The sequence below is a fragment of the Sphingobacterium sp. R2 genome, from assembly GCF_040760075.1.
Taxonomy (GTDB): domain Bacteria; phylum Bacteroidota; class Bacteroidia; order Sphingobacteriales; family Sphingobacteriaceae; genus Sphingobacterium.
Map to the genome: position 1 here is coordinate 3,686,159 of NZ_CP142884.1, position 14,060 is coordinate 3,700,218.

Here is a 14,060-nt window from a genome sequence, read left to right on the forward strand (position 1 = left end):
GCTTCCGAAAACAAATTAAAGACATGCAGGGGAAAAAGATTGGTATAATTGGTAGCGGAAGCTGGGCTACAGCTATGATCAAGATGCTATGCGAGAATGACCAAGATAAACATATTTTTTGGTGGGTAAGAAAAGAAGAGGATGCAGAATATATCCAGAAGTTTAAGCACAATCCTACGTATTTGAGCAGCGTATCCGTTGACCTTAACATTACTACGATTGATACTGATGCAAAAAATGTGATTGCGAATTCAGATATAGTGATTTTGAATACTCCCGCTGCTTATTTGAAAGATGCTTTAGCAAATGTCACGAAGGAAGATTTCAGTGATAAAATTGTTGTTTCGGCTATCAAAGGGATTATTCCTAAAGATAATTTGATTATCGGTGAGTTTTTGGAGCAGCGCTATTCGGTTAATATAGACCAAATCTGTGTGGTGGGAGGTCCCTGCCATGCCGAGGAGGTGGCGTTAGGTAAATTGTCTTATTTAACTTTCGGATGCAAAAATCTAGATAGTGCGGCTTTGGTCGCTTCGTTTTTATCCTCACGTGTTATCAAAACCATTTTGTCTGTCGATGTACTTGGAATAGAGTTTGGGGCAGTACTAAAGAATATTTATGCTCTAGCTGGCGGCATTTGTCATGGATTAGGTTATGGAGATAATTTTCAGGCTGTATTGGTGTCCAATGCGATTCGGGAAATGCGACGATTTGTGGGCAAAGTGGATGGAGATACCTCTCGTGATGTAAATACGTCGGCCTATTTGGGAGATCTTTTAGTAACAGCTTATTCTCAGTTCAGCAGAAATAGGACTTTTGGAAACATGATCGGAAAAGGGTATAGCGTACAGTCGGCGCAGTTAGAAATGAATATGGTAGCTGAAGGGTACTATGCTTCTGCTTGTATTCAGGAATACGCTAAAAAATATGATGTTGAATTGCCTATATGTGATGCTGTACATCAAATTTTATATGAGCATCTTCCTTCGTCTAAAATTATTCAAGCTTTGAGCGAAAAATTAACATAAAAATTTGTAAGAAAATAGATGATAAAAAAAGAAGCAATTGCTTTAGCTTATAAAGAAATTCAGGATGAAATATGCCGGGCGCTGGAAAAATTAGATGGTTCGGCGAGTTTTGAAGAGGAATTGTGGGAGAGAGAAGGTGGCGGGGGCGGTCGTACCAGAATTATTCAAAATGGTCGTATCTTAGAAAAAGGCGGAGTTAATTTTTCTGCTGTCTATGGGAAGTTGCCTGAAACGCTTAAAAAATCGTTCGGAGTAGATGAAGATGATTTTTTTGCTACAGGTGTTTCGATTGTGATTCATCCCAATAACCCTCTGGTGCCGATTATACACATGAATATTCGCTATTTTGAGTTAAACGATCAGATTCGCTGGTTCGGTGGAGGAATAGACCTGACACCGCACTATGTTGATGAGACTGATGCCCGTTATTTCCATCAACAACTAAAGGCGGTATGCGATAAGCACGATAGCACTTTTTACGGTAAATTTAAGAAATGGGCCGACGACTATTTCTATATTCGTCATCGGCAAGAAACGCGCGGTGTGGGAGGTGTATTCTATGACAAGTTAAATAGTGAAAATACAGGGCTTAGTATGGATGAGATTTTTGCTTTTTCATGCGATCTAGGCCGCACTTTTGCTCCAACGTACACAACACTAGTAGAAAGGAGCCGGCATAAAACTTTTACCGAACAGCAAAAAAATTGGCAGCTTATACGTCGCGGTCGTTATGTAGAATTTAATCTTGTTTGGGACTCGGGTACCAAATTTGGGTTAGAAACGAATGGACGTATAGAGTCGATATTGATGAGTTTACCAGCCCAAGCCAATTGGGCATATGATTATCATCCTGAAGCCGGCTCTGAAGAAGCCAAGACCCTATCTTTATTACGAAAAGGTATTAACTGGATTTAAAAACGCCGAAAAAAATAAGATGGTTTCTTATCAAAAATTTATATTAGAAAACGGGCTCCGTGTTTTGGTTCACGAGGACCACAATACGGCTATGGCTTGTGTCAACATTTTATACGATGTGGGTGCACGGGATGAGTCGCCGGAGCAAACCGGATTCGCCCATTTATTTGAGCACCTAATGTTTGGTGGCAGTATCAATATTCCTAATTTTGATACTGAATTGCAAAAAGTCGGAGGAGAGAATAATGCTTTCACAAGCAACGATATCACCAATTATTACATCACATTGCCGTCCTCAAATCTCGAGACAGCGTTGTGGTTAGAGTCGGACCGGATGTTGAGTTTGGCTTTTTCAGCACAGAGTCTCGAAGTACAGCGGAATGTAGTGATCGAAGAGTTTAAGCAGCGTTACTTGAATCAACCTTATGGGGATGCATGGCTTAAGTTGCGCCCCTTAGCTTATCAGGTACATCCGTATCGATGGGCAACGATCGGCAAGGAGTTGAGTCATATCGAGGAAGCTACAATGGAAGATGTGAAAGCCTTTTTCAAATTACATTATAATCCGCAGAATGCAATAATGGTTGTTTCAGGTGATGTACATTTTGAAGAAGTTAAGTTTTTAACCCAAAAATGGTTTGGTGATATTGAACCTGGTGTAAAATATGATCGTCAATTGCCGAAAGAACCAGAACAGAAAGCAATGCGGCGTGAAACTGTTTGGGCGGAGGTGCCTTTGGATGCACTTTACATGGCATTTCATGGGCCGTCACGATTGGAAGAAGGTTATTTTGCCATGGATCTTTTATCAGATATTTTATCCCGAGGTTCTTCTTCACGTTTGTATCGACGGTTGGTTAAGGAAGGAAAGTTTTTTAGCGAGATAAACGCTTATGTCATGGGAAGCATAGATAGTAACCTTTTCATTATAGAAGGGAAACCAACTGCGGGCATTTCGCTAGAAGAAGCGGAGCAGGCGGTGTGGTCTGAATTGGACATTATAAAATCCGAATTAGTACCTATGAAGGAGTTGGAAAAGGTGAAAAATAAAATCGAATCGACCAATGTCTTTGCAGAATTATCCATTTTGGATAAAGCGATGAATCTAGCTTATCATGAGTTGCTAGGCGATGCAGATGGTATCAACACTGAGGTCTCCAAATACCTGTTGGTAAGTGCCGAGGAGGTTCAGCGCCAAGCGCAAGCAATTTTTAGACTCGAAAATGCTTCGATATTAATGTATAAATCAAAAATGGAGGAGGCTATACATGTTGGATAGAACGCAAAGACCTGTGTTTCGTGAAATTGGAAACATCAGTTTAAAAGAACCGATAAAGAAACAATTTGGAAATGGTTTGCCAGTCTATATATTTCAGTCGCCTGAACAAGAGTTGGTGCGTATCGAATGGATTTTTAACAATTCCTATCTTGATGGAGAGATAGAGAACCCTTTATTAAATAGCGCTTTAAGTGCTTTGCTTAAAGAGGGTACCAAGTCAATGTCCAGTGCAGAGATTGCGGATAAAGTGGATTTTTATGGCGCATTTCTAATTCCGGAATACTCTTTTGACGTGACTTCACTATCCCTTTATACCTTGAACAGACATAGTCAAGTACTTCTACCTCTTGTAAAAGATATTCTTACGGAGGCATCGATACCACAGCAGGAGCTGGATACCTATTTACGTAACAACAAACAGAAGTTTCAGGTTTCTATTCAGAAAAATGATTATCTGGCTAGGCGTAAATTTTATAACTTGATCTTCGGTACGGGTAATCGCTATGGACGGACACCGAAGCTAGAAGATTATGACGCGATTACTCGCATGCAACTCATCGAATTGTACCAAAAACAAATTGTACCTGGCAATTGCACGCTAATTGTTTCTGGAAACGTTTCCGACGAGCTTTTACAAGAACTTGAGCAGATTTTTGGAGAGGAGTGGCATGGGGCACCTTCGGTTTCCTTAGAGAAACCTGTATTGATCCAAGGTTCCTCCGAATTATCCTATGAGGAGAAAGATAGCGCTTTGCAGTCTGCTATTCGCTTAGGTTGTCAAACCATTTCAAGAACACATCCTGATTATCCTGCTTTACAGTTTGTTAATACCTTGTTAGGAGGCTTTTTTGGTTCCCGTCTCATGCGTAATATTCGAGAAGAAAAAGGCTACACCTATAGTATTGGTTCAGCCATAGCTACCCTCAAACATACAGGCTTTATGACCATTGTAACCGAAGTTGGGGTGGATGTAACACAAGCGACTTTAGCAGAGATTGAAAAGGAGATCAACTTGTTAAAAGTACAAGTGGCTTCAAAAGACGAGGTAAATCTTGTTAAAACCTATATGGAAGGTTCAATGTTAGGATCATTGGAAAGTATCTTTTCGCATGCTGATAAGTTTAAAAGTGTATTGTTAAATGAGATGACATTAACATATTATTCTTATTATATGGATCAGATTAGAAATATGTCACCTGAAAAGGTGTATGATATTGCCAATAAATATTTGGACTTTAACGCGATGGTGAAAGTTGTTGTTGGCAAAATAAGCCAGGAAGAACCAGTTCATCAAGCGGTTGTAAATTAAATTTCTTAGACTACGAAAATCGAATACTACTTTGTATTTTTGGTTTTTGATAAAAAAGTGAACTATCCAGTATGGAATTAAAATTAAAAAGGCCATTGGTATTTTTCGATTTGGAAACTACAGGCGTTAATGTAGCGTCCGATCGTATTGTTGAAGTGTCATTTCTGAAAGTGATGCCCAGTGGAGAAGAAACAGTCTATACTAAGAAGGTTAATCCGGAAATACCTATTCCGGCGGAATCCTCTTTTTTCCATGGGATCTACGATGAGGATGTAAAGGATGCTCCTAATTTTAAAGCGATAGCAGTCGAACTAGCTTCTTTCATTGCGGATGGAGATTTAGCAGGATATAACTCCAATAAGTTTGATGTGCCAATGTTGATGGAGGAGTTTTTAAGGGCTGGTGTGGATTTTTCATTGGAGGGTAGGGCATTTGTGGATGTTCAAAATATCTTTCATCAAATGGAACAACGGACTTTGAAAGCTGCCTATAAGTTTTATTGCAATGAAAACCTCGAAAATGCACATACTGCTGAAGCGGATGTACGCGCAACTTACGAAGTTTTGAAAGCGCAGCTGACTAAGTATGAAGGTGTACCTTTTGAAGATAAACATGGTGTGGTGTCTCATCCTGTCGTCAACGATGTGGAAGCTTTACATGCATTTACAAATTTAAGTAAGCCAGTGGATTTTGCCGGACGTCTTGTTTACAATGCCGACGGTTTGGAAACGATCAATTTTGGAAAACACAAAGGAAAACCAATTGTAGAGGTATTTGAGCAGGAGCCGAGCTACTACGCTTGGATGCAAAATGGAGATTTTCCATTGTATACCAAAAAAGTGCTAGAAAATATCTGGAATAGGTACAAAAAGGAAAAGAATGAGCAAAAAACTAAAGCTGCTGTAGCTCATTCTGCAGAAGATAAAAAACTTGCGAAAAAAGAGTTCAATAAACAAAATGAAGAGGCGCCACAGAGCATTTCTTTGGATATGTTGAAAGGATTGCAAGATAAATTTAAAAAATAACTTTAATTAATAGCTTAGAAAAAGTATTATGGAATTCAAACAAGAAGTTGAGCATATACAGTGTTTGATTATTGGTTCGGGGCCAGCAGGCTATACGGCAGCAATTTATGCAGCACGTGCGGATATGAAACCAGTAGTTTATACCGGTATTGTTCCGGGGGGACAATTGACACAAACCACTGAAGTGGACAATTTTCCAGGTTATCCAAAAGGTATTACGGGCCCCGTGATGATGGAAGATCTGCGTGAACAAGCGGAGCGCTTTGGTACTTCAGTTCGTTTTGGATATGTGACTAAAGTGGATTTTACAGGGGAGTTACACCGTGTTGAGATCGATGGAACTGTACAAGTTACCGCAGATACAGTCATTATCGCAACAGGAGCAACCGCAAAATGGTTAGGTCTGGAATCTGAACAAAAATATAATGGCTTTGGAGTTTCTGCATGTGCTGTTTGCGATGGATTCTTCTTTAAAAACCAAGAGGTTGCAATTGTAGGTGCTGGGGATACAGCGGCAGAAGAAGCAACATATCTTGCAAAATTATGCTCAAAAGTACATATGTTGGTGCGCCGTGACGAGTTTCGTGCTTCTAAAGCAATGGTACATCGTGTTATGAACACGCCAAATATTGAAGTTCACTACAACTCTGAAGCAAAAGAAGTTTTGGGAGATGGTCAAGTGGTGACCGGAATACGTGTTATTAACAACAAGGACCAGTCTGAAAAAGATCTCGAAGTAACAGGTTTCTTTGTCGCTATTGGACATAAGCCTAATACCGAGCTTTTCACAGGTGTATTGGATATGGATGAAACAGGCTATTTGATCACCAAACCCGATAGTACAGCTACCAATATACCAGGAGTGTTTGCTTGTGGAGACGTTCAGGATAATGTCTTCCGTCAGGCGATCACCGCTGCGGGTACAGGTTGTATGGCAGCTTTGGAAGCTGAAAGATATTTAGCGGCTAAAGAAAGCGGCGAATAATCAAGTTGAAATAAAAGAGGGGCATTGCACAAAAGCATGTCCCTCTTTTATTTACCTTCCTCCATTTCAAAGACACTGTCAATTTTCCAGTTCACTTTGTCCTTGGCTGCAGCAACAGCCAAACGATCGCAACGCTCATTTAACGGATGCCCAGCGTGACCTTTTACCCATACAAGTCGTACGTTGTGCAATTTATAGGCGCTCATTAACCGCAACCAGAGATCCTTATTTTTTTTCCCAGCGAAACCTTTTTGGATCCAGCCATATACCCACTTTTTATCAATGGCATCAATAACATATTTGGAGTCAGAATACACTGTAACTTGCTGATGCAAGTTTTTTAAGGCCTCGAGGCCAACGATAACCGCCATTAGCTCCATTCTGTTGTTGGTCGTTTTACGGTAACCGCCCGAAAACTCCTTTTCGATAAGTTTGCCTTTAAAGGTTTCATTATCGCCCGTATAAATAGTTCTTAAAATAGTTCCGTAACCTCCTGGGCCTGGATTCCCGCTTGAAGCACCATCTGTATATAATTCGATCATACCCCTCAAACATAGATAAATTTGCTTTTATATCCAATAATAACGAACATCTATTGCGATAGGTTATAAGTAACTTTCTGAATATCCTCGTGTTTATTATCCATATGTAGCTAATCGTAAGCGATTCTTGGGATAAGCGATTCAATTTATGCTGCTTCTAAAATATGGAAGCAATTTGGTTGTTGTATGCACAATTTATCGCTTAAACAATATAACTCTGCAAATTTATATGTATTTTTCCGGCATAAACTTGTTATGTAAACTGTAAAATTACCTTATGAACTATCGAAAGATTTCTCTTTTTATTCTTTTAGCGTCTGCGTGCCTAAACGTTTCAGCTCAGGACAATGTATCCACGCAAAAAATGGATTGGTTTGAAGATGCCAAATTGGGTATTTTTATTCACTGGGGTATTTATTCTGTAGATGGGATCTCAGAATCTTGGTCATTCTTCAATAATTATATTAACCATGACAATTATATCAAACAGCTTAATGGGTTTACAGCAAAGGGTTATAAACCCAAGGAATGGGCCAAATTGATTAAAGATGCTGGTGCGAAATACACGGTGATTACGACCAAACACCATGACGGAATCTCGATGTGGAATACGAAGGCTGATAAAGCGATCACTACATTACAAGACGCGGCTGCAAAACAGGATGTAATTACACCGTTTGTGAAAGCAATACAAGAAGAGGGCTTGCACACTGGACTGTATTATTCGTTACCCGATTGGAGCCACCCATATTATGATGTTTTTACGCGCAATAGAAAGCGTTATGAATTGAAAGGAGAGCCTATCCGTTGGAATAACTACGTCAAATACTACCAACAGCAACTAAGCGAATTATCTGAACAATTTAAACCGGATTTAATTTGGTTTGACGGAGACTGGGAACATACGGCAGAAGAATGGAAATCGCAAGAGACTCTGAATCTTTTGCGAAAATATAATCCGAATATTATTATAAACTCGCGATTGAACCATCATGGCGATTACGAAACTCCTGAGCAGGGGATTCCGGTAACGCGTCCAGATAGTAAGTTTTGGGAACTTTGCTATACTATGAATGATTCCTGGGGATATCAACCCTTTGATAAGAAATACAAATCATCCAATATGATTATTCGGACATTGGTAGACTGCATTTCCATGGGAGGAAATCTTTTATTGGATATTGGTCCGAAGGCTGACGGAACTATTCCTGAGGAGCAATTAGAGATTTTAAAGCAGCTTGGACGATGGACACGTAAACATGCCGACGCAATCTACGGTACAAGGGCTGGTATTCCATTTGCAAACTACAGTGGGAAGTCTGCTTTATCGAAAGACAGAAAAACACTTTATCTATATGTTTACGAAAAGAAACCAGAGCTTTTGCTCAAAGGGCTGGTCAATTATACAGCCATCAAAACTGTTTCAGTTGTTGGAGATATAGCCTCGAAAGTGAACCTTAAATCAGCGGATGGAGTTGTTCAGCTAGATTTGACCAAGGTGAATTTCGATCAGGATGTTACCGTACTCGAGTTGAATTTTGCCGAGGCGCTTCGTTGGGAGTCACCGAGAGATACCAAAGTTACATTGAAATCTGTGTTGGATAACCCAGTTGCCGATAGAGCCTTGGTTCAGATTGCCTCAACACTGCACCTAGGTAACAATATTTTTAATAATTCAGGATTGACTGTGGATGGTATGGATACCAAACTAGGGAGTAACAGTGAGATCAATTCAACGGTACTGAATTGGATTAAAGATCATGCCGAAGCACTTTACGAAACTGGAGAAGGATTGCCTGAGGGACATTACGAAGGGCTCAGTACGCTTTCCAAAGATCGTCAGACCCTATATCTTTTTGTCGAGGGGAAACCAACAGGCCCAATTGCGCTAAAAGGTATCAAGAATGGCGTAGCGAGAGTACGTTTAGTTGGCGAAGGATCAATGATCAACCATGAAGTCTTTAATAAGCTATACTGGAGTACTATTCCCGGGATTATCTATATCGAAGCCCCTGCAGAACGATTAGATAAAAACATGACGGTTATTGCCATATTATTGGATGCCCCTATAGAACTCTATCGGGAGAAAGTCGGTGCTATTGAGAGTAACCTTTAAACTAGGTGTACGCGATATTTCTCCTGGTTTGTGGCACGATAGCATTTTTTATTAATTTAGTCCTATGAATGTGTTTCAAATTGCATTAATTCCGCTTTTCGCTCTTATTTTTATTTGTTGCTATTCTGGGGATGGAAGTAAGACTGAACGCTTGCGGGCTGATTCTTTGGTAAGGGAAGTGGTTCAAGGAAATTTATCTTTACTAAGTTTGGCAGAGTCTAATGAATTTATGTATTTTAAGGATAAATATTTTTATGAGCCTGCAAATTTAAAGATTATTTCGAAGTTTGATAAAATACAAATTCAAGTGGTGACCTATAGAATATATCAGCATGTTAAATTGGAGAACAATCGGTATCGGTTTCATATTCAAAATGCCAGGCAATTGCATATTCCAAATAAAGCTTTTGTATATTACCAACGTTCGTTTGAGGAAATGAATCGGCGGGCTGCGGCGAGTAAAGATTCTATTCGATTAAAGCTTCGTAATGATTATGCGACTTTGCTGATAGCGGAATGATCGATGGTAGGCGTTCTTCCTCCAGATGGTCACCTAAGAGGGTTATTTTTAAATTCATTACGAAGTAAATTGAGATGAAAAAGAAAAATATCGTAGTATTAAGTGGAGCTGGTATTTCGGCAGAAAGTGGTATACTTACATTTAGGGATGCAAACGGATTATGGGAGGGGCATGATGTGATGGAAGTAGCTTCTATTGAGGGCTGGCGTAGAAATCCGTCACTGGTCCAAGAGTTTTATAATCTGAGAAGGAGGGCGGCTTCGTTGGCACAAGCAAACCTCGCTCATTTTGCTTTAGCCAAACTTGAATCTAAATACAATGTAGTTGTTATCACACAAAATGTCGATCTCTTACACGAGCAAGCGGGGTCATCGCAAGTTATTCATTTGCATGGTCGCCTAGATCAGGCAAAGTCCTCTATTGATGACCGACTGGTTTATCCAATTGTCGGAAATGAGATCAAAATGGGGGATCTGTGTCAAAAAGGGAGTCAGTTGAGGCCTAATATCGTCTGGTTTGGAGAGGCCGTACCAGCAATCGAAGAGGCTGTCCATTTCGTTTCGGAAGCTGATATATTGATCATTGTAGGTACCTCGTTGCAAGTTTATCCTGCAGCTGGACTCAAAGAATTTGCACCCAATCGTTGCAAAACATTTTTAATCGATAAAAAAATACCGAACAACAAATCCTTGCGTAATATAACTTTTTTTGAGGAGGCAGCTACTGTCGCTGTTCCCAAATTAGTAAAGGAATTACTTGATTAGATAACAGACAGTTTAAAAAAAATATGAAAAAAGCAATAGGAATTCTTTGCGTATCATTTGCTGTTATAGCCTGCCATAATAATTCGCAAATTAAAGTAAACACAAGCACATATAATCAGCCTTTAGTTTTGGATAGTATGCAAGCGAAGCATTTGCTCAGTTTACCATTACATTGCATCGGAGTGGAGTATCCCAATAAACTCGGACAGGTGCTAGGTAATGATCTCGATCTGAAATCACCGCGCATACTACACCCAATTTTTTATGGTTGTTTTGATTGGCATTCTTCTGTACATGGTTATTGGTCAATCGTCCATATTTTGAAGGAATTTCCCAATCTGGATAGTTCTGGAGAAATTCGGCGGCAATTAAACCAAAATATAACAGCAGAAAATGTTGCGATCGAACTAGCTTTTTTCAAAGATAAGAATAATAAAAATTTTGAGCGTACGTATGGATGGGCTTGGTTGTTACAGTTACATAAAGAGTTGTTAACCTGGAAAGATGCAGATGCAAAACGCTGGGCCATGAACCTAGAACCTTTGGCGAGTCATGTCGTACGATCTTATGAGGAGTATCTGCCCAAATTGGTTTATCCGATCAGAACAGGATACCACGATAATTCTGCATTTGGTCTTTCGTTGTCTTTAGATTACGCGAGAACTACGGGGAATGTAACATTCGAAAAATCATTGATGACTAATGCTTCACGATTATTTAGCCAAGACAAAGGCTGCAACATTTCTTTTGAGCCAAGTGGAAGTGATTTTCTTTCTCCTTGTCTTGAGGAAGCACTATGTATGAGTTTGGTACTTCAAAAGGAGGATTACCGCAAATGGCTGAAGGAATTTATGCCAGAGCTGTTTAGTGTAAGCTTCAATCTTGAGCCCGGTATTGTGAAAGACCGGACAGATGGACATTTAGTTCATTTGGATGGACTTAACTTTAGTCGTGCAAATTGTTTGAATGGTATCGCAAGGGCTCTTCCTGAGTTGAGTTATCTACACAAATTGGCTAATAAACATTTAATGTACTCTTTGCCTAATATTACAAACAATGATGACTATATGGGTTCGCATTGGCTAGGTACATTTGCTTTGTATGCCTTATCCAAGCATTGATTTTAGAAGATTATTTTGGTAAAATAAAAAGTAACAAATCGCCATTTTGTACAAAATAAATAGAGAACTTAAACGTTATTAATACAAATACTTTTCATAAAATAGGTTAATATATGGCTAAGACCCTAGAGTTCCCCGCTCTAGGGCTTTTTATGTTTAGTTAATGGTGTACTATCAATCTCCTTTAATTAATTTGAGATCTTTAAAATGTCCTAAAGTGCCCGGGCCGACCCAGAGTGCAATGCTTCCCCGCAAGTCTTTGCCCTGTTTGAGATCATTAACGATCAAAGTTGGCTGAGAAGATTCATTTAAATAAAGTTTCGCCTTTTCGTCATTGACTTCAATTTTTACTTTTATCCATTCCCCAGGTCCCATATCAGCATAAGCTTCATACTTTCCAGGACTCTCTTCCCTTAATTTTTCCCAAGGATATCCCGGAATAGAGATATATTGGGTTGCATGGTTTCTACGCAATTGTTCTTCAGCCCGGCCATTTGTTGGACGTAGGTAAAAGATTTCTGTTTTTGAGATGTCGCCGCTTGTTCGAAAAGCAATGCCCACAAAGCCACGGGCGGTTTCTCCCGCTTGATCCATGGGCTGGCCCGCAACGCTTACCTCAATCACTCCGTTATGGAAGTCGACATTTTTTAACAGTGCCATTGTTTTTTCACCATCTGTAAGTCCTTTTACCTGTAGTACATTTTCTCCCTTGAAGTTCGTTAACTGAGTAGCTACCTGCGAAGGCAATACATTATTTGGTATCAATTTGATTTTTTGAGCATATAGCTGCGAAAGTAAAAAGTAGCCAAGAGCAAAACAGAGAATCTTCTTTGTAAGCATAATAGTTATTTAATGATCTTAATCGTTACCTAAGGTAGTAAAAGTGTTATTTAAAAGCAATTAAATATTCACGTAAACAGCTATTAATGACAGCTTTTTAATGGTTTATTGCCTATTATTCTTATATTAGGTAATAAACCATTAAATTATGAGTACTTTCAATTTAAATCGCAGGAAATTTATCCAAGGAGCAGGAGCAGTCCTAACCTTGTCAGCCTTGCAAGTTAAAGCCTTGTCATTTAAAGATATCGTGAAAAAATTTCGGGTTGGGTTGATTGGTGCAGGCTGGTACGGGAGAAGTGATTTGTGTCGTTTAATTCAGGTTTGTGATGTCGATGTCGTTGCGATATGTGATGTTGATAACCATCACTTACATGAAGCGGGGCGCCTAATTAGTGATCGTCAGGTTTCGAAAAAGGTTCCGAAACTTTACAATGACTACAGGGAAATGCTGGCTAATCACAAATTTGATCTCGTTCTAATAGCAACTCCAGATCATTGGCATGCAAAACAGGCTATTGACGCAATACGTTCGGGTGCCCATCTTTATTTGCAAAAACCTATTAGTGTTGATGTGCTCGAGGGCGATGCGATTTGGCGTGCTGCAAGAAAATATAACAGAAAAGTTCAGGTAGGAACTCAACGCAGAAGCACAGCTCATCTTGTGGATGCCAAGAATCGTGTGATCGATCGCGGTTTACTCGGTAAAATTTCTCATGTAGAAATGTGCTGTTACTATCCTATGCGAAAGAATGGCAATCCTCCTGCCGAAGCAGTGCCAGATTTTTTTGATTATGAACTTTGGACTGGGCCAGCACCTTTGCGTGCCTATGATGGCCTACCTCATGGTAGCTGGTGGCGAACCTTTATGGCCTACGGGAACGGAATAACCGGGGACATGGGAATGCATATGTTTGATACAGTGCGTTGGCTTTTGCAGCTTAAATGGCCAAAAAGCGTTTATGCGAAAGGGGGAATTTATGTTCAAAAAGGTGGGAAATCGACAATTGCCGATACGCAAACGGCCATATTTGAATACGAAGATCTGAATTGCGTATGGCAGCATAGGACATGGGGTTCACCAGTAGACCCAGACTATCCTTGGGCATTCATTATATATGGTGATAAAGGTACTTTGAAGGGGAGCGTTATGAAATATGAATTTATCCCTATCGGAGATGGTAAGTCCATTCGACAAGATGTTATTTTGGAAAAAGAAGAGTTTCCCGAAGATCTTACAGAGCAACGGATAGAGCTTCATACTGCTCCTGCTACCAGAAAGCATATGCTTGATCTTTTATCGGCAATTGATAATAATCGTCTTCCTATAGCGGATATCGAAGAAGGGTATATATCGACCGCAAGCTGTATTTTAGCCAATTTGTCGATGCAGCTAAATCGCCCCTTAGTGTATGATCCAACACATAAAATATGTATTGGTGACCCCGAGGCCACTCGAATGCTGCGCAGACCCTATCGCAGTCCGTGGCAGCATCCGTATGAATAATTGGTAAATTTAGTATGATTTAATTTTACTCCCTTGTTTTGAGCATTGTATTGGCTGATACGATAATTAATAATAATTTGCTAATAATTTATTTTACATTTATCTGCTT

The 14,060-nt window shown here is 39.7% G+C and carries 13 protein-coding genes; 11 read left to right on the top strand and 2 right to left on the bottom strand.

All coding sequences use genetic code 11. The features are described from left to right. Positions 1–23 precede the first annotated feature (23 nt). The 6 genes from VXM68_RS15225 to trxB all read left to right on the top strand — a co-directional run bounded on the left by VXM68_RS15225 (position 24) and on the right by trxB (position 6,541). Complete coding sequence (locus tag VXM68_RS15225; RefSeq protein WP_209579997.1) at positions 24–1,028, top strand: NAD(P)H-dependent glycerol-3-phosphate dehydrogenase; 1,005 nt, start codon at positions 24–26, stop codon at positions 1,026–1,028. 18 nt (positions 1,029–1,046) lie between these two features. Next, positions 1,047–1,943: an oxygen-dependent coproporphyrinogen oxidase gene (gene hemF / locus VXM68_RS15230; RefSeq protein ID WP_293952697.1), complete on the top strand. Its 897-nt coding sequence runs from the start codon at positions 1,047–1,049 to the stop codon at positions 1,941–1,943. A 19-nt stretch (positions 1,944–1,962) separates the two neighbouring features. After that, the gene (locus VXM68_RS15235; protein ID WP_367211304.1) at positions 1,963–3,222 is read left to right on the top strand and encodes a M16 family metallopeptidase; all 1,260 of its coding nucleotides are present in this window, start codon (positions 1,963–1,965) and stop codon (positions 3,220–3,222) included. Beyond that, complete coding sequence (locus VXM68_RS15240; protein ID WP_367209244.1) at positions 3,212–4,531, top strand: M16 family metallopeptidase; 1,320 nt, start codon at positions 3,212–3,214, stop codon at positions 4,529–4,531. Before VXM68_RS15235 ends, VXM68_RS15240 begins: the two co-directional genes overlap by 11 nt. A gap of 71 nt (positions 4,532–4,602) precedes the next feature. Further along, positions 4,603–5,556 (top strand): 3'-5' exonuclease, encoded by a 954-nt coding sequence (locus VXM68_RS15245; protein ID WP_293952700.1) that lies wholly within the window; start codon positions 4,603–4,605, stop codon positions 5,554–5,556. A 28-nt stretch (positions 5,557–5,584) separates the two neighbouring features. Beyond that, on the top strand, positions 5,585–6,541 hold the full coding sequence (gene trxB, locus VXM68_RS15250) for a thioredoxin-disulfide reductase (RefSeq protein ID WP_294186397.1): 957 nt from the start codon (positions 5,585–5,587) through the stop codon (positions 6,539–6,541). A 47-nt stretch (positions 6,542–6,588) separates the two neighbouring features. On the opposite strand, the gene rnhA is transcribed toward trxB, so the two are convergent. Further along, positions 6,589–7,083 carry a ribonuclease HI gene (gene rnhA, locus VXM68_RS15255; RefSeq protein ID WP_293952704.1) on the bottom strand — a complete coding sequence of 165 codons (495 nt, stop codon included), beginning with the start codon at positions 7,081–7,083 and terminating at the stop codon, positions 6,589–6,591. A gap of 277 nt (positions 7,084–7,360) precedes the next feature. On the opposite strand from rnhA, the gene VXM68_RS15260 reads away from it, so the two are divergent. The 4 genes from VXM68_RS15260 to VXM68_RS15275 all read left to right on the top strand — a co-directional run bounded on the left by VXM68_RS15260 (position 7,361) and on the right by VXM68_RS15275 (position 11,604). After that, positions 7,361–9,199, top strand: a complete 1,839-nt coding sequence (locus VXM68_RS15260; protein ID WP_367209246.1) for an alpha-L-fucosidase — start codon at positions 7,361–7,363, stop codon at positions 9,197–9,199. A 64-nt stretch (positions 9,200–9,263) separates the two neighbouring features. Next, the gene (locus VXM68_RS15265; protein ID WP_367209247.1) at positions 9,264–9,719 is read left to right on the top strand and encodes a hypothetical protein; all 456 of its coding nucleotides are present in this window, start codon (positions 9,264–9,266) and stop codon (positions 9,717–9,719) included. A 74-nt stretch (positions 9,720–9,793) separates the two neighbouring features. Then, on the top strand, positions 9,794–10,483 hold the full coding sequence (locus tag VXM68_RS15270; RefSeq protein ID WP_367209248.1) for an NAD-dependent deacetylase: 690 nt from the start codon (positions 9,794–9,796) through the stop codon (positions 10,481–10,483). A gap of 23 nt (positions 10,484–10,506) precedes the next feature. Continuing rightward, positions 10,507–11,604, top strand: coding sequence for a DUF2891 domain-containing protein (locus VXM68_RS15275; protein WP_293952710.1), 1,098 nt, complete (start codon positions 10,507–10,509; stop codon positions 11,602–11,604). A 174-nt stretch (positions 11,605–11,778) separates the two neighbouring features. On the opposite strand, the gene VXM68_RS15280 is transcribed toward VXM68_RS15275, so the two are convergent. After that, positions 11,779–12,444, bottom strand: a complete 666-nt coding sequence (locus tag VXM68_RS15280) for a hypothetical protein (RefSeq protein ID WP_293952712.1) — start codon at positions 12,442–12,444, stop codon at positions 11,779–11,781. A 148-nt stretch (positions 12,445–12,592) separates the two neighbouring features. Between VXM68_RS15280 and VXM68_RS15285 the strand changes: the two genes are divergently transcribed. Further along, entirely contained in the window at positions 12,593–13,951 is a 1,359-nt protein-coding gene (locus VXM68_RS15285; RefSeq protein ID WP_367209249.1) for a Gfo/Idh/MocA family protein, read from the top strand. Positions 13,952–14,060: the final 109 nt, after the last annotated feature.